General features: G+C 67.8%; 16 protein-coding genes. 12 read left to right on the top strand and 4 right to left on the bottom strand.

Features of this window, described 5'->3' with window-relative positions; genetic code table 11:
* Positions 1–12 precede the first annotated feature (12 nt).
* Positions 13–903: a tyrosine recombinase XerC gene (locus AVP41_RS02975; RefSeq protein WP_067160541.1), complete on the top strand. Its 891-nt coding sequence runs from the start codon at positions 13–15 to the stop codon at positions 901–903.
* A gap of 8 nt (positions 904–911) precedes the next feature.
* On the opposite strand, the gene AVP41_RS02970 is transcribed toward AVP41_RS02975, so the two are convergent.
* Positions 912–1,412: a murein hydrolase activator EnvC family protein gene (locus tag AVP41_RS02970; protein ID WP_067162722.1), complete on the bottom strand. Its 501-nt coding sequence runs from the start codon at positions 1,410–1,412 to the stop codon at positions 912–914.
* 256 nt (positions 1,413–1,668) lie between these two features.
* Between AVP41_RS02970 and rpsB the strand changes: the two genes are divergently transcribed.
* From rpsB to AVP41_RS02925, 9 genes are all read left to right on the top strand, one after another.
* Complete coding sequence (gene rpsB, locus AVP41_RS02965; protein WP_067160537.1) at positions 1,669–2,583, top strand: 30S ribosomal protein S2; 915 nt, start codon at positions 1,669–1,671, stop codon at positions 2,581–2,583.
* A gap of 72 nt (positions 2,584–2,655) precedes the next feature.
* Positions 2,656–3,483 carry a translation elongation factor Ts gene (tsf, locus tag AVP41_RS02960; protein WP_067160534.1) on the top strand — a complete coding sequence of 276 codons (828 nt, stop codon included), beginning with the start codon at positions 2,656–2,658 and terminating at the stop codon, positions 3,481–3,483.
* A gap of 86 nt (positions 3,484–3,569) precedes the next feature.
* The gene (gene pyrH / locus AVP41_RS02955) at positions 3,570–4,289 is read left to right on the top strand and encodes a UMP kinase (protein ID WP_067160531.1); all 720 of its coding nucleotides are present in this window, start codon (positions 3,570–3,572) and stop codon (positions 4,287–4,289) included.
* Positions 4,290–4,345: 56 nt separating this feature from the next.
* Entirely contained in the window at positions 4,346–4,900 is a 555-nt protein-coding gene (gene frr, locus AVP41_RS02950) for a ribosome recycling factor (protein ID WP_067162720.1), read from the top strand.
* Positions 4,901–4,906: 6 nt separating this feature from the next.
* A complete protein-coding gene (locus AVP41_RS02945; RefSeq protein ID WP_067160528.1) occupies positions 4,907–5,938 on the top strand; it encodes a phosphatidate cytidylyltransferase in 1,032 nt (343 codons plus the stop codon).
* Positions 5,935–6,495 (top strand): DivIVA domain-containing protein, encoded by a 561-nt coding sequence (locus tag AVP41_RS02940; RefSeq protein WP_067160525.1) that lies wholly within the window; start codon positions 5,935–5,937, stop codon positions 6,493–6,495. The genes AVP41_RS02945 and AVP41_RS02940 overlap by 4 nt, the downstream gene beginning before the upstream one ends.
* Before the next feature lie 182 nt (positions 6,496–6,677).
* Complete coding sequence (locus AVP41_RS02935) at positions 6,678–7,295, top strand: lytic transglycosylase domain-containing protein (protein ID WP_067160522.1); 618 nt, start codon at positions 6,678–6,680, stop codon at positions 7,293–7,295.
* A 4-nt stretch (positions 7,296–7,299) separates the two neighbouring features.
* On the top strand, positions 7,300–7,587 hold the full coding sequence (locus AVP41_RS02930; RefSeq protein ID WP_067160519.1) for a hypothetical protein: 288 nt from the start codon (positions 7,300–7,302) through the stop codon (positions 7,585–7,587).
* Position 7,588: 1 nt separating this feature from the next.
* Positions 7,589–8,320: an alpha/beta hydrolase gene (locus AVP41_RS02925; RefSeq protein ID WP_067160516.1), complete on the top strand. Its 732-nt coding sequence runs from the start codon at positions 7,589–7,591 to the stop codon at positions 8,318–8,320.
* Here AVP41_RS02925 and AVP41_RS02920 read toward each other — a convergent pair.
* The gene (locus tag AVP41_RS02920) at positions 8,315–9,394 is read right to left on the bottom strand and encodes an AI-2E family transporter (protein WP_067160511.1); all 1,080 of its coding nucleotides are present in this window, start codon (positions 9,392–9,394) and stop codon (positions 8,315–8,317) included. The two genes, AVP41_RS02925 and AVP41_RS02920, sit on opposite strands and share 6 nt — an antisense overlap.
* A 180-nt stretch (positions 9,395–9,574) precedes the next feature.
* Between AVP41_RS02920 and AVP41_RS02915 the strand changes: the two genes are divergently transcribed.
* The gene (locus AVP41_RS02915) at positions 9,575–11,377 is read left to right on the top strand and encodes a glycosyl transferase (RefSeq protein WP_067160509.1); all 1,803 of its coding nucleotides are present in this window, start codon (positions 9,575–9,577) and stop codon (positions 11,375–11,377) included.
* The gene (locus AVP41_RS02910; RefSeq protein WP_067160507.1) at positions 11,374–12,306 is read left to right on the top strand and encodes a tetratricopeptide repeat protein; all 933 of its coding nucleotides are present in this window, start codon (positions 11,374–11,376) and stop codon (positions 12,304–12,306) included. Before AVP41_RS02915 ends, AVP41_RS02910 begins: the two co-directional genes overlap by 4 nt.
* A 34-nt stretch (positions 12,307–12,340) precedes the next feature.
* Here AVP41_RS02910 and glgB read toward each other — a convergent pair whose 3' ends face one another.
* Positions 12,341–14,488 (bottom strand): 1,4-alpha-glucan branching protein GlgB, encoded by a 2,148-nt coding sequence (glgB, locus tag AVP41_RS02905; protein ID WP_067160504.1) that lies wholly within the window; start codon positions 14,486–14,488, stop codon positions 12,341–12,343.
* Complete coding sequence (locus AVP41_RS02900; protein ID WP_067162718.1) at positions 14,485–16,467, bottom strand: alpha-1,4-glucan--maltose-1-phosphate maltosyltransferase; 1,983 nt, start codon at positions 16,465–16,467, stop codon at positions 14,485–14,487. The genes glgB and AVP41_RS02900 overlap by 4 nt, the downstream gene beginning before the upstream one ends.
* Positions 16,468–16,486 lie beyond the last annotated feature (19 nt).

Genomic DNA, 16,486 nt, shown 5'->3' with positions numbered 1-16,486 from the left:
CATGGTGGACGCATGCAGATGACCGACGCGATCGAGGAGTTCGCGCGCCACCTCACCGATGTGCGGAGACTCTCTCCGGCCACGGTCCGGGCGTACACGGCCGATCTGCGTGATCTCGACCAGGGCTACACCCTCGAGGAGATCGACATCGAGCACCTGCGCGAGTGGTTGTGGACGGCCACTCAGCGCGGCGATGCCCGCTCCACCATCGCCCGTCGGGCAGCGGGGGCGCGTTCGTTCTTCCGTTGGGCGGTGAGCGCCGGGCACCTCCTGTCGGATCCGAGCGCACGCCTGCAGTCTCCCAAACGGGGCCGTCCACTTCCGCGCGTGGCCTCTGCCGATGCGATGAGCACCGTGCTCGACGCGGCGCGGGTGGCCGCGGATCACGGCGACGCCGTCGCGCTCCGGGACGCTGCTGTCCTCGAGCTGCTCTACGCATCAGCGTTGCGCGTCTCGGAGCTCTGCGGGATCGACCTCGACGATCTGGACCAGGAACGCGGGACGGTCCGCGTGACGGGCAAGGGAGCCAAGCAGCGAACCGCCCCCTACGGCCGGCCCGCGCAGCTGGCGATCGACCGCTATCTCGCCTCGGGGCGTCCGGTTCTCGTGGCCCGTGGGACGGGGACGCCGGCGCTCTTCCTCGGAGCGCGTGGCAGCCGCATCGGCAGCCGTGCCGTCTACGACGTCGTGAGCCGCAAGGTGGGGCCCGCCGTCGGTGCCGCGGCGCTCGGCCCGCACGCGTTGCGGCACTCGGCGGCCACGCATCTTCTCGACGGCGGTGCTGACCTTCGCGCCGTGCAGGAGATGCTGGGCCACGCGAGTCTCGGAACCACCCAGATCTACACGCATGTCTCCGCAGAGAAGCTGACGCAGAGCTATCGCCTGGCTCACCCCCGCGCCTAGCCGATCAGTCAGCAGCAGGGGAGAAGGACGGCGGGCGGCACGCTGCCGATGAGCGCGGCCGGGTCGACGTACCGGTCATAGCGTCGAACGCCGAAGTGCAGGGTTCCGTCAGCGTGGCCGCCGGAGCCGACAACGGCCACACCCGATCCCCTCGCTACCGACGTCCCCGCCGGAGCGGCGCCCGATACCGGCTCCAGCGTGGTCACCCATCCGTCGCCGTGGTCGATCGTGAGGACACCACGACCTGCCACGGAGTCGGAGAACGCGACGACTCCATCGGCCGGGGCGAGGACTGACTGTCCCGGTGTGGCGGCGAGATCGACGCCGCGATGCCCTGCCGCGTAGGCATGGGCGGGCTCGGCGAAGGGCGCGATGATCCGCAACGGCGTGGCGGGCCAGCGCCAGACGATCGAGGGGGGATCTATGGGCGGCGACGGCGCGGTGGGGGCAGCTGAGGGCGCGCAGGCGAGGGCGACCAGTAGGAGGATCGCAGAGGTGAGGGCACGCATGCGGACAGTGTGTGCGGCGCGGTCATCGCGGGTCGGCGATGTCATGGCGAATGTGAGAAGTGCACCGCCCGCGGTGGCGGGGGAGAAGGCGGCGCAGCTGGTAGGCTGGAAGGGCATCCCGCTCGTCGGGGTGACTACGCGTGCCCATTCAAGGTCGCACATCCCCGGTCCCTTCACGAAGGGTGGATGTGTGCCTGGGCGCCAGGTTCGCGGCCGTCCGGCCGTCGAAGACAACCCAAAGAACAGGAGAACGGCCATGGCCGTCGTCACCATTCGCCAGCTGCTCGACAGCGGCGTCCACTTCGGACACCAGACTCGGCGCTGGAACCCGAAAGTCAAGCGCTTCATCCTCACGGAGCGTTCGGGCATCCACATCATCGACCTCCAGCAGTCGCTGTCGTACATCGACAAGGCGTACGAGTTCGCGAAGGAGACCGTCGCCCACGGCGGCACGATCCTCTTCGTCGGGACCAAGAAGCAGGCGCAGGAAGTGATCGCCGAGCAGGCGACCCGCGTCGGCCAGCCGTACGTGAACCAGCGCTGGCTGGGCGGTCTCCTCACGAACTTCTCCACGGTCAGCAAGCGCCTGGCGCGCATGAAGGAGCTGGAAGAGCTCGACTTCGAGAACCCCGCGGAGAGCGGCTTCACGAAGAAGGAGCTGCTGCTCAAGAAGCGCGAGCTCGACAAGCTGCACAAGTCCCTCGGCGGCATCCGCAACCTGCAGAAGACGCCGTCGGCCATCTGGGTCGTCGACGCCAAGCGGGAGCACCTCGCCATCGACGAGGCCAAGAAGCTCGGCATCCCGGTGATCGGAATCCTCGACACCAACGCCGACCCCGACGAGTTCCAGTTCCCGATCCCCGGAAATGACGACGCGATCCGCTCGGTCGGTCTGCTGACGCGTATCATCGCCGACGCCGCCGCCGAGGGACTCATCCAGCGGCACCAGCCCTCCGAGGAGTCCGCTGACGCCGAGCCGCTGGCCGACTGGGAGCGCGAGCTGCTGGAGCAGCCCGCGGCGGAGACGCCGGACGCGGCCGCCGTGGAGACCGCTGCGACCGAATCCGCTGCCGACGAGGCGGGTGCCGAGGCCGCCGCCGAGACGCCGGCCGCTGAGGCTGCTGAGGCCCCGGCCGCCGAGACCAGCACCGACTCGAGCGCTGCCGAGTAATCCGCTTTCGCCGGGGAGTCGCCGATCGCGGCTCCCCGGCACCTCACGACACACGACTAGGAGCCACTACCCATGGCAAACTTCACGATCGCCGACATCAAGGCCCTGCGCGAGCAGCTCGGCACGGGCATGGTCGACACCAAGAAGGCGCTCGAGGAGGCCGATGGCGACCTCGAGAAGGCCGTCGAGATCCTGCGCCTCAAGGGGGCGAAGGGCAACGCCAAGCGGGCCGACCGTTCGACCAGCGAGGGACTCGTCGCCGCCGCGGAGCGTGACGGCAAGGTCACGATCATCGAGCTCAACACGGAGACCGACTTCGTCGCCAAGAACGAGCGGTTCATCGCTCTCGCGGACAAGGTGCTCGATGCTGCTGCTGCCGCCGGCGCCGACTCGGCCGAGGCAGCGCTGGCCGCCGACGCCGGTGGACAGACCGTCGCCGAGCTCATCTCGGACGAAGCAGCGATCATCGGTGAGAAGGTCGAACTGCGACGCGTGCGCACCCTGACCGGTGACGCCTTCGAGATCTACCTGCACAAGACGAGCAAGGATCTTCCTCCGCAGATCGGTGTCGTCGTGGCCTACACCGGCTCCGACGCCGAGACCGCCCGAAGCATCGCTCAGCACATCTCGTTCGCCAACCCGACCTACCTCTCGCGTGAGGACGTTCCGGAGGACGAGGTGGAGAAGGAGCGTCAGATCGTCACTGAGATCTCGCGCAACGAGGGCAAGCCCGAGGCCGCCCTGCCCAAGATCGTCGAGGGCCGTGTCGGAGCGTTCTTCAAGCAGGTCGCCCTGCTCGACCAGGACTACGCGAAGGACAACAAGCAGTCCGTCCAGCAGGTCGCGAAGGCGGCCGGCATCACGATCACCGATTTCGCCCGATTCAAGGTCGGCGCGTAATCGTCGAAGGGGGCCTGCATCATCGCGATGCGGGCCCCTTTTCGATGCCCGCTGTTGGATAGTCTGCAACCGACGAGAGGAACCCCATGCCCACTGAGACCACCGGACGCCGGCGCGTCCTCCTGAAGCTGTCCGGAGAGGCCTTCGGGGGCGGGCAGCTCGGGGTGAACCCTGACGTCGTCAGCCAGATTGCGCGCGAGATCGCCGAGGCCGTGGACACGGTCGAGATCTCGATCGTCGTGGGGGGCGGCAACTTCTTCCGCGGTGCCGAGCTCAGTCAGCGGGGTATGGACCGCGGGCGCGCCGACTACATGGGGATGCTCGGCACGGTGATGAACGCTCTCGCGCTGCAGGACTTCCTCGAGCAGGCCGGAGCGGCCACTCGCGTGCAGTCGGCGATCTCGATGACCCAGGTCGCCGAGCCGTACATCCCCCGACGGGCTGAGCGTCACATGGAAAAGGGACGCGTGGTGATCTTCGGTGCCGGAGCTGGCCTGCCCTACTTCTCCACCGACACCGTCGCCGCCCAGCGTGCGCTGGAGATCGGCGCCGACGAGGTTCTCGTTGCGAAGAACGGTGTCGACGGCGTCTACACGGCCGATCCCCACCGGCATGCCGATGCGATCAAGCTCGACCGACTGACCTACTCCGACGCGCTCCAGCGCGGACTCAAGGTCGTCGATTCGACCGCGTTCAGTCTCTGCATGGACAACGGGATCGACATGCGCGTCTTCGGGATGGAACCCGGCGGGAACGTGACCCGCGCCCTCCTGGGCGAGTCGATCGGCACGCTCGTCACCGTCTGAGTGCCGCGCAGCCGCCGCACTAGACTGGACCAGACGCAACAACGAATGGAGTGACCGTGATCGCCGAGACTCTGGCTGACACGACCGCGCGCATGGACCGTGCCGTGGAGGCTGCGAAGGACGACTTCGCCACCGTACGGACGGGGCGGGCCAACCCGCAGTTGTTCCAGAAGATCCTGGTGGACTACTACGGCTCGCCGACCCCGCTCGCACAGCTCGCGTCGCTGAACAACACGGAGGCGCGGACGCTGGTCGTGACGCCCTACGACAAGTCGGCGCTCAAGGCGATCGAGCAGGCGATTCGTGACACACCGAACCTCGGGGCCAACCCCACCAACGACGGGAACATCGTCCGCGTGACGATGCCCGAGCTCACCGCGGAGCGTCGCAAGGAGTACGTGAAGCTCGTGCGCTCCAAGGGCGAGGATGCCAAGGTGCACCTCCGTGGGATCCGGCGCAAGGCCAAGGACGAGCTCGACGGTCTCAAGAGCGAGGTCGGCGAGGACGATCTCGCTCGTGCCGAGAAGGAGCTCGACGCCATCACGCGTGCGCACGTCGACGAGATCGACGAGGCGCTCAAGCGCAAAGAGGCCGAGCTCCTCGAGGTCTGACACCCCATGACCGACGACCCTTCGGCCGCGTCGGGACCGGCTCCGGCTGACCCGCCGACGAGAGGTGACGCGCGTCGCGGCGCTTCGGCCGATCCGTCGTCGCTGCAGTCGCACGTGCGCGCCGCGCGATCCGAGTTCGAACACCAGATCGGTCGGGCGCGCGCGGACTTCGAGCAGGTCAACGAGCGCATCAACGAACGTACGGGACGCAATCTCCTCCTGGCCGTGCTGATCGGTCTGGCCATCGGTGCGGCCGTGTTGGGGTCGTTGCTGTTCATCAAGTCGTTGTTCCTCATCTTCGCGATCCCGGTGTGCGTGCTCGGCATCTTCGAGTTCTCCCGGGCGCTCCAGGGCGCGGGTCGCCGGGTCGACGTCTGGCCCCAGATCGTCATCGGCACCCTGATTCTGGTGGCGGGCTTCCTGGAGGGGCACTGGACCCACTGGGTCGTCACCTTCTCCGGCGTCAGCGTGCTGATCGTCTGGCGCATGGTGGCCCAGATGGCCCTCGCGGATGGACGGCGCTACGGGGAGGTCGTGTCCGACCTGCTCGTCGCCGGCCTGATACCGATCTACGTTCCCTTCCTCGCCAGCCTCACCCTCGTCCTGCTCCGGCAGGAGTCCGGGCAGTACTGGCTTCTCACCATGATCGTGGTCGTGGTCGCTTCGGACACGGGCGCCTACGCGTCGGGGCTGGCCTTCGGCAAACACCCGATGGCTCCGCGCATCAGCCCCAAGAAGACCTGGGAGGGCTTTGCGGGCGCAGCGGTGTTCGCCGTGGTCGCCGCGGTTCTCGCGGGAATCTTCCTGCTGGAGATCCCGATCTGGGCCGCACTGCTCGTGGGTCTCGTGATCCTCGTGACCGCCACGGTCGGAGACCTGGGGGAGTCGATGATCAAGAGGGATCTCGGGATCAAGGACATGAGCTCCTGGCTGCCCGGTCACGGCGGTGTCCTCGATCGGCTCGATTCGATCCTCCCGTCCGCCGCCGTGACGCTCGGCCTCTACTTCATCCTCTCTCCGTTGGCAGGTGGCTCATGACCGACACCGATGTTCGCCCGTTCCCTCGAACGACCGGCCGTACCAAGGGCTACGACCCCGAGGCGGTCGACGCTTTCCTTGCGCAGGCGCGCGAGGCGTTCGAAGCGTCCGCCTCGGAGGCTCCGCTTCGCTCCGCGGACGTGCGCCAGACGGCCTTTCCCCTCGTCCAACAGGGATATCAGGTCGCTGCCGTCGACTCCGCTCTCGGGCGGATCGAGGACGCGTTTGCGGCCCGGGAACGCGAATCGGCGCTGTCGCAGGCGGGTGCTCGGGCATGGGTGAGCGCGTCACGCCGACTTGCCCAGGAGATCCTTGATCGCTTGTCGAGGGAGCCGCGACAGCGGTTTCGCCGGGCGGGATACCTGCACTTCGGCTATCGGATCGACGAGGTCGACATCGTTGCGGATCGCATCGCGGGGTATCTCGAGTCGGGGGAGCCGCTCACGGCGGAACAGGTGCGTACCGTGGCGTTCCGCATGCAGCGCAACGGCTACGACGAGGCTCAGGTCGACGCGGTGCTCGACGCCGTCGTCGAGGTGATGCTCGCCGTCGGATAGCCCTGCGGACGGCGCGGGCGTGGCATCTGCGCGGCGGGACCGGTAGGATCGAGCGCATTGTGAGTCCTGACCGCGCCGTGATCCCCGTCTCGTCTCCGAGACCACCGGCGTCCGCGCGACGTTCGGCGACGCGGGGCCGGAGCCCGTCGGAGCCGAAGGCCTGGACGCGGAGGCGCCGGTTCGTGTCCGTGTTCGCTGTCTTCGCGACGGCGGCTTTCGCCGGGGCCTACGTCCTTCCTCTCACCGCCACGATCTCTCCCGCGCAGGCGGCGGAGCCGGATCCGATCTCGCTGTATGCGAGCACGATCGAGGATGCGCAGGCGTACATCGTCACCCACGCCGATGACGAAGATGGGCTCGGTCGCGACGGGATGAACTTCACGGCCTACGTCAAGCCGAAGCCCAAACCCACCCCGACGGCCACCCGAGACACGGCGACGGGTTCCCCCTCAGGCGGGTCCGGATCCTCCTGGCGGCCCCCGTTCGTCACTCCGAACCCCGGCAGCGCGCAGGCCATCGCCTACGAGATGGTGACGGCGCGTGGATGGGGAGACGACCAGTTCGCCTGCCTCGTGGCGCTCTGGAAGAAGGAATCGGGCTGGCGGGTCAACGCCTACAACAGGTCCAGCGGTGCCTATGGGATCCCGCAGGCCCTCCCCGGCAGGAAGATGGCGAGCGTCGGCAGCGACTGGGAGACCAATCCGGCCACCCAGATCACGTGGGGCCTCGGCTACATCAAGGGACGTTACGGCTCGCCCTGTGGCGCCTGGGACCACTCGCAACGCCGAGGTTGGTACTGATCGTATGCCCCGGTCACATCGCCGCCGACGGGACTCCTCGGCCGGCGACGCGTCCTTCGAGCGCCTGCTCGCGGGCTGGAAGCGCACCGAGGTGCGCCATGGCCGTGAATGGACCATCCAGCCCGTCTCCGCGCCGCAGGCGCTGAAGAGCTACACCTGCCCCGGGTGCGCGGGGGAGGTGTCGCCAGGAACCGCACACGTGGTCGTGTGGCGCGCCGATGGGATCCTGGGAGACGCCGCTGATCTGGCGGCGCGACGACACTGGCACACCGGATGCTGGGCGAGAGGCTGACATGGAGATCCGCGGACCGATCCTGCTTCCCGCAGAGCGAGAGAACATCGAGCTGCACACCCTCGACGGGCTGACGCTTGTCGGAGAGTTGGCGCTGCCACTCGAGCGGCCTCCCGTGGCCACGCTCGTCACGCTTCACCCGTTGCCCACCGCCGGCGGCTTCATGGATTCACACATCCTGAGGAAGGCGGCGGGGCGATTGCCGGCGCTGGCCGACATCGCCGTCCTGCGCTTCAACACGAGGGGAACGACGTCGGCGCGAGGGACGAGCGAGGGGACGTTCGACGGGGGAGCCTCCGAAGCGTTCGACGTCGCCGCAGCGGTGGCCTTCGTCGCAGACCGAGGACTGCCACGCCCGTGGCTCGTGGGCTGGTCCTTCGGTACGGAGCTCGCCCTCAAGTACGGGCGCGATCTGGACGTCGCGGGTGTCATCCTGCTCTCACCGCCACTACATCGCACCACCGACGAGGAGGTGGCGGCCTGGCGGGATGATCCGCGGCCGCTCGTCGTCCTCGTTCCGGAGTTCGATGACTACCTGCGGCCCGACGAGGCTCGGCGCCGTTTCGGGGTCCTTCCGAATGCGACGCTCGTCGCCGTCGAGGGCGGTAAACATCTGTGGGTGGGAGAGAACCAGACCCGGCGCGTGCTGACGGAGATCGTCGCGGCAGTCAACCCCGACGCTCTCCCGCTGCCCGAGGATTGGGACGGCCCGGAGGGACGACCGGCGTCATAGCTCGTTCTGCCGGGGGATGACGACCTGGCGGTAGATGATGAGAATGCTCGCGGCGACCGGGATCGCGACGAGGGCACCGAGCAGCTGACCCAGGGACGCACCCGCCAGTGCCGCGATGACCACGACGGCACCGGGAACGGCGACCGCGCGGTTCATGATCCTCGGCGAGATCAGGTACGCCTCCACCTGCATGTAGACGACGTACCAGACGAGCGCGACGATGGCGGTGAGCGGCGAACCGAGACCGGGGATCAGGCATGTCAGCACGATGATGATCGATCCCGTGAGGGTGCCCACGAGAGGGATCAGCGAGAAGAAGAAAGCCACGACCGCCAGGACGGCGGGGAAGGGCGCCTGGATGACCGTGAGGAAGATCGCACTCAGGACGCCGTTGACGGCGCCGAGAGTGACCTGTCCCATGACGTAGTAGCCGACGGAAGCGGTGATCTGCTCCGACAGGTCGATGAAGCGCGCCCGCTTCGAGGCGGGGACGAGTTGGTAGACCGCGGCCTTCAGCGACGGCGTGGAGGCCGTGAAGTAGATCGTCAGGATCAGGACGATGATCGCCCCGGTGAACCCCGCGATGATGGATGCCCCGATGGTGACCAGGCTCTCTCCGATGCTGGTCCCGATTCCTCCGACGTTGATGGACTGGTACCAGTCGGAGAGGTAGTCGAACACCTGATCGACATCGAGGAGCGGGAACGTGGTGTGCAGCCACTCTTTGGTGTCGGTGATCGGATCCCATTGCTGACTGACGAGCTGCGCGATGAGCTTCTGGATCTCGTTGATGAGCTGCGTGATCTGGCCGACGATGATCGGCACCACCATCAAGATGATGCCCGCGAAGGCGGCGAGCACGGCGGCGAAGGTCACCACCAGCGCCCCCCACCGGGGGAGTCCCCGGCGCTCCAGCCAGGAGACGAGGGGGTCGAGGCCCAGGGCGAGGAAGAGGGCGGTGCCGACATAGAGGAGGACGGTGGACAGAGTCTGGACGCTCGAGATCAGCATCAGACCGACTCCCACGCCGAGAGTAGCCACGAGCGCGGTGCGGAATGGATGCTGGAGCTTCACGGATCTGCCTTCTGCCGAGGTGGTTGACGATCAGGATACGCACGGCCGCGCCGCCTGTGCCCGCCGCCACCCCCTCCCGGGCGACATTCAGGAGATTTCGCTAGTCTGGAACGTCGATTGTGCGCCCGAGCACGTCCCGAAAGCGCTTCGCTGGGCATCCCGGGCGCGGGAAGGTGATCCGTGCGATTTGTCTGGGCGGTGGCCGCATTCGTGCTGGCCACGGTGATGATCGGCGCGGGCATCGCGCAGCGCACCGTCCTCCAGGGCCCCAAGACGGAGACGCAGTCGATCGCGATTGACGATTCCGCGCCGTACGTCCTCATTGACGGTGCCGTGCTGGCCCATCACCCGGGCGCGCAGACGCTGCGTGCTCAGGGCGACGGAGAGATCTTCGCGGCGTACGGCCGTACCGATGACGTGCTGGCGTGGCTCGCGCGCTCCGACTACGTGCACGTGCAACAGAAGGGCGGCGACGTCACCACCACCCGGGTCGCTGCGCAGGCTCCTCCCGCCGACGCAGACGGGACTGAGGAGCCACCGCTCGACCCGTCCGGATCAGACCTGTGGCTCGACGAGTTCTCCCAGGACGACGTCCTCATCCAGACACTCCAGCTTCCGGCCGACATGAGCGTTCTGGTCGCCCGGGACGGCACGTCTCCGGCACCGGCGACGCTCTCGGTGACCTGGCCCACCGGGGTGACGACGCCCTGGGCAGGTCCGCTGATCGTCGGCGGAAGCATCATGCTCGCGGTCGGGATCGTGCTCTACGTCCTCGGGGTGCGTCATGCGCGTCGCTCGCGCGGGCCGCGCCGCAAGGGGCTGCCCATGTTGGAGACGCAACCGATCGATCTCGCGGACGAGGCGGCGGAGAAGGGCGTGATCAGCGCGACCCCGACTCGACGTCAGCTCTCGGCGGGCAAGCGCGCCTTCCTCGCCCTTCCCCTCGTCACGGCCTCTGCACTGGCGATCGCGGGATGTTCCGCGGATTCGTGGCCTCAGATGCCGGCGGGGCCGACGCCCACCTCGAGCACGACGATCATCGTGCCCGAGGGGCAGGACGATCCGCCGGCTGTGACGCCCGCGCAAGCCGAGCGCATCCTCACGAAGGTCGCAGCCCAGGTCGCGACGGCCGATGAGAAGAGCAGCGCGAAGGAGGCGGAGAAGCGCCTCACCGGGGCGGCGCTGGCCGTGCGCAAGACGAACTACAAGCTCCGCGATGACCTGGACGACCAGAAGCCGCTCGCGGCGATTCCCACCAAGGACCTCGAGATCCTCCTTCCGGAAGCATTCACCGGCTGGCCCCGCGCCTTCTTCGCCGTCGTGGAGGATCCGTCCACGAGCCTCGCGACGATCATGACGCTGACTCAGCAGGATCCGTGGGCCGACTACAAGCTCTCCTACGTCGCCACCCTCGTCGCCGATGCGGAGTTGAACGTGGCGCCCGAGTATCTCGGCGCGCGGCGTGTCCAGCCTGATTCGCCGTTCCTGCTTCTTCCTCCGCAAGAGCTCGCTGCCGCGTACGCAGATGTCCTCGACAAGGGTGAGGACAGCACGTACGCGAAGCTCTTCGATGAGGAGACCGACTCCTTCCGCGCCTCCGTCGAGGAGAACCGCGCGACCATCTTGGAGCAGTTCAACAAGACGGGTGCAAAGACCGGCAAGATGGCCTTCACCGCCTCCGCCGGCGACGATGAGCCGATCGCCATGTCGACGGTCGACAGCGGCGCGATCGTGGCGGTGACCGTCGACGAGAACGTCACGGTCACTCCGACCAACGACGACGCCGTCATCAAGGTGGACGGCAAGCCCGGGAACCCCGTCGTGAAGACGCTGACGGGGGTCACCCAGTCCTCGACGGGGTTCACGACGACCTACAGCGACCAGCTGTTCTTCTTCATCCCCGCCGAAAGCTCCACGGAACGCATCCGATTCCTGGGGTACTCCTCCGACATCCTTTCAGCCAAGGTGGTGAAGAAGAAGTGACCGACCCCACTTCCGGCGCGGTGCTCCGCGGCGCCGTCGACCTTTCCTCGCTCCGCAACCGTCCTGCGGCGGCGCCCGAGGGCGAGCAGGCGCAGGCTCCGGCGAGCAGTCTCATCTTCGACGCGACGGATGCCAACTTCGGGCAGGTGCTGGAGCTCTCGCGCACGGTTCCCGTCGTGGTCGACCTCTGGGCCGAATGGTGTGGACCGTGCAAGCAGCTCAGTCCCGTGCTCGAGCAGGTGGTGCGGGAGTTGGCGGGCCGCGTCGTGCTGGCCAAGGTGGACGTCGACGCGAACCCCCAGCTCGCTCAGGGGTTCCGCGCGCAGTCCATTCCCATGGTCGTGGCGCTCATCGCGGGGCAGCCGGTCCCGCTCTTCACCGGAGCGGTGCCCGAGCAGCAGGTGCGTGAGGTGTTCGCGCAGCTGCTGCAGTTGGCGGCGCAGCACGGGGTGACCGGCACGATGCCGACCGATGGGGAGGATGCTCCGGCCGACGACGCCGTCGACGAGCCGGCGCTGCCGCCCCTGCACCAGGAAGCGTTCGACGCGATCGAGGCGGGCGACTATGCGCGGGCGATCACCGCGTATGAAGCCGCCTTGGCGGAGAACCCCCGTGACGACGACGCTCGCGCCGGGCTCGGTCAGGTGCGGCTGTTGCATCGGGTTCAGGGGACGGATTCCGTCGAGGTCCGGGCGGCCGCTGCCGCTGATCCGCTCGACGTGTCGGCGCAACTCGCCGTTGCCGACCTCGACGTCGCGGGCGGTCACGTGGAGGATGCGTTCGGCCGGTTGCTCGACCTCTTCGCGCAGCTTCCCGCCGACGAGCGCATCGCTGTCCGTGAACGCCTGCTGGAACTGTTCGGTCTGATCGGCGACGCCGACGCCCGCGTGCTCCAGGCGCGGTCACGCTTGGCGAGCCTGTTGTTCTGACCCCGTCCGGCCGGGACGACCAGCGCTGACGTGCTCAGCCGCGAACGTCGTGCTCGTGGGACAACCAGAGTGCGCCGAGGGGCGGCAGCACGAGGGTGGCCTCGGCCCGGTCGTCGGTCTCCACTCCGCCGAGGTTGCCCACGCCGGATCCGCCGTACTCCTGCGCGTCGGAGTTGAGGATCTCACGCCATCGCCCGCGCTCGGGAAGCGCCAGTCGGTAATCGTGGATCGGCACGCCGGAGAAGTTGGCGATCACCGCGACGACGTTGCCGTGGTGATCGCGGCGAGCGAAGGCGACGACGTTCGGGTTCCAGCTCGGGCCTCCCAGCCTCGTGAAGGCGTCGGGGTCACTGTCGCGCGACCACAACGGAGCGTTGTCTCGGTACGCGTGATTGAGAGCACCGACGAACCCGTGGAGCTGCTGGTGCGGCGGCTGGTCGAGCATCCACCAGTCGAGGCTCCGGGACTCCGACCATTCCGACATCTGCCCGAACTCCTGCCCCATGAACAGGAGCTGCTTACCCGGGTGCCCCCACATGTAGGCCAGGAACACGCGCATGTTGGCAAGCTTCTGCCAGTGGTCGCCCGGCATGCGGGTGAAGAGGGTCCCCTTGCCGTGCACGACTTCGTCGTGACTGATCGGGAGCACGAAGTTCTCGCTGAAGGCATAGACGAACGAGAAGGAGAGCTCGCCGTCGTGGTGGGCGCGGTACATCGGGTCCCGGGAGATGTAGACGAGTGAGTCGTTCATCCAGCCCATGTTCCACTTGAAGCCGAAGCCGAGTCCGCCGTGGTCGGTGGGTGCCGTGACGCCGGGATAGCTGGTGGACTCCTCAGCGATCATGGCTATCCCGGGGTAGCGCTTGTAGGAGGTCGCGTTGACCTCCTGCAGGAAGCGAATGGCCTCGAGGTTCTCGCGACCGCCGTGGATGTTGGGCTCCCACTCACCGGCCTCGCGGGAGTAGTCGAGGTACAACATGGACGCTACCGCGTCGACCCGGAGACCGTCGACGTGGAACTCCTCGAACCAGTACAGCGCGTTGGCGACGAGGAAGTTCCGCACTTCGTTCCGGCCGTAGTCGAAGATGAGCGTCCCCCAGTCCTTGTGCTCTCCGCGACGCGGGTCGGGGTGCTCGTAGAGGGGACGGCCGTCGAACCGGGCGAGCGCGAACGCATCCTTCGGGAAGTGGCCCGGCACCCAATCCATGATGACGCCGATACCCGCCTGGTGCAGGCGATCGATGAGGTAGCGCAAGTCGTCGGGCGTGCCGAACCTACTGGTCGGAGCGTAGTAGCCACTCACTTGGTAGCCCCACGAGCCGCCGAAAGGGTGCTCGGCGAGGGGAAGGAACTCCACGTGGGTGAACCCGAGCGCCGTCACGTAGTCGATGAGCGGATCGGCGACGTCGCGGTAGCCGGCACCGGGACGCCATGAGCCCAGATGCAGCTCATAGGTGGACATCGGCTGATCCAGCGGCGTGCGAGTGGCACGATCGGTCATCCACGCGCCGTCGTTCCACTCGTAGGCGCTCTCGGTCACCACCGATGCCGTGGCCGGGGGGACCTCGGCGCGCAGTGCCATCGGATCGGCCTTGAGGATCCATTGACCGTCCGGGGTGAGGATCTCGTACTTGTACGTGACGCCGGTGCCGACACCCGGCACGAAGAGCTCCCAGATACCGCTGGATCCGAGCGAGCGCATCGCGTGCCCGCGACCGTCCCACCCGTTGAAGTCGCCGACCACGCGGACGGCGCGAGCGTTGGGGGCCCACACGGCGAACGACACGCCGTCGGCCCCAGGGAAATGACGCACACGCGCCCCCAGCACCGTCCAGAGCTGCTCGTGCCTGCCCTCGCGGATGAGGTGCAGGTCGATGTCGCCGAGCGTCGGGAGATGGCGGTACGGGTCGTCCTCGGTGAAGCCACCGCCGTCGTCATACAGGGTCTCGATGCGGTAGCTCTCGGGGGCGACGTCGACGCGCGCCTCCCAGATCCCGCTGCGTCGGTGCGTCAGGTCGACACGGTCGCCCGATTCCGTGATCACCGTCACGCTGTGCGCCAGGGGGCGGCGCACCCGGACGGTCCACGTATCTCCGTCAGGATGGAGCCCGAGAACGTCGTGGGGCGCGTGGTACGCGCCCGCGGCGACGGCATCGAGAACGGAATCGGCGACGGCGGTCATGAGTGGCCCCTGACGTGAAGGATGTGCACGGGTTCCTGGAAGGCGTCGAGGCGAACGAAGTTGTCGCGGTTCCAGGTCCACCGCGCACCGGTGAGGAGGTCTTCGACGTCGTAGTCGGTCCCTGGGTGGACTCCGAAGACGGCGCTGTCGATGTGGACCATCGTCTGGCGCGCGGAGTGCGGGTCGACGTTGGCGACGACGATGATCGTGTCCGCGGTCCCGTCGGGACTGAGGGCGGCGGGGAGATGTTTGACGTACACGAGGATCGCATCGTCATCGCTCCAGTGGATCGTCAGTCCACGCAACTGCCGCAGCGCCGGGTGGGCGCGGCGGATCTCGTTGAGACGAGTGAGATACGGGCGCAGGGAGTCCCCTCGCGCCTCGGCACCTTCCCAGTCTCGAATCTTGTACTCGTACTTCTCGTTGTCGATGTTCTCTTCCGAGCCCGGCCGGGCGACGTTCTCGTAGAGCTCGTAGCCGGCGTAGACGCCATAGCTCGCCCCTGCCGTCGCCGCGAGCGCGGCGCGCACCTTGTAGGCCGGGCGTCCGCCGTACTGGAGGTATTCGGTGAGGATGTCGGGTGTGTTCACGAAGAGGTTCGGACGCATGAAGTCGGCCGTCTCGTCGGTGATCCAGGTGAAGAACTCCTCCAACTCGGCCTTCGTGTTGCGCCAGGTGAAGTACGAGTAGCTCTGCTGGAAGCCGCTGTAGGCGAGGGCCTGGAGGGGAGCGGGCCGGGTGAAGGCCTCGGCGAGGAACACGACGTCGGGGGTCTCCGCCGTGACGGTGGCGATCAACCACTCCCAGAACTGCAGAGGCTTGGTGTGCGGGTTGTCCACACGGAAGATCCGGACGCCCTGAGCGATCCAGTGACGGACGATCCGGAGCACCTCCTCACGGATGCCTTCGGGATCGTTGTCGAAGTTGATCGGATAGATGTCCTGGTACTTCTTCGGGGGGTTCTCGGCATACGCGATGGAGCCGTCGGGAAGCGTCGTGAACCACTCCGGATGCTCCCGGACCCACGGATGATCGGGCGCGGCTTGCAGTGCGAGGTCGAGGGCGATCTCCAGCCCCTGTGCCGACGCGGCACGCACGAAGGCCCGGAAGTCCGCGAGGGTGCCGAGGTCGGGGTGGACGGCGTCGTGGCCGCCGAACCGCGAGCCGATCGCCCAGGGGGAGCCGGGGTCGCCCGGACCGGCGGAGAGAGCGTTGTTCGGGCCTTTCCGGTTGACCTCGCCGATCGGATGGATCGGCGGGAGGTAGACGACATCGAATCCCATGTCGGCCACCGCCGGCAACCGCTTGATCGCGGTGCGGAACGTGCCGCTCTTGACGCTGCCGTCCTTGAGCCGCCGGGCGCCCTCTGACCGCGGAAAGAACTCGTACCAGGCCCCCACCCCGGCGCGCTCACGCTCCACGATCAGGGTGTGTTCGCGGGAGTGGGTGACGAGGTCCCGAAGCGGACGCGCCGCGAACAGGCTGGCGATCGCCTCGTCGCGGACGATCTCCAACGCGTCGTCGTCATCGCGCGCGGGCGAGAGGAGCCCTTCCGCTGCGGCCTCCAGACGCTTCCGGTCGGCGGCTGGGCGGCCCTTCTCCGCGGCGGCGCGCGTGAACAGCCGGGCGCCGATCTCGCGCATCAGCGCGCTGTCGACCCCCGCCGCGATCTTGAGGGCCGCGGCGTGCTCCCACGTCGCGAACTCGTCGGCGAACGCTTCGAACCGGAAGCTCCATCGACCTCGCTCCAGCGGCGCGACGAGGACGCGCCACTGGTCGAAGCCGTTGTTGAGGGGAGAGAGGCGGTGGAGACTCTCCACGCCCGAAGGCGAGACGAGGCGAAGGTGGACGCCGATGACGTCGTGCCCTTCCCGGAAGGCGGTGATCTGGAAAGGGACCGCCTCGCCGACGAACGCGCGTGGGGCGAACAGTCCGCCCGGTACGGAGGGCCGCGGCAGCACCAGGGGAATACGGCCCATGCGCGTGTCCGTCGACTCC

Source organism: Microbacterium sp. TNHR37B, from assembly GCF_001620065.1.
Lineage (GTDB): Bacteria > Actinomycetota > Actinomycetes > Actinomycetales > Microbacteriaceae > Microbacterium.
Note: the sequence above shows the minus strand (reverse complement) of the source record. Positions and strands in the feature narration are given on the sequence as shown.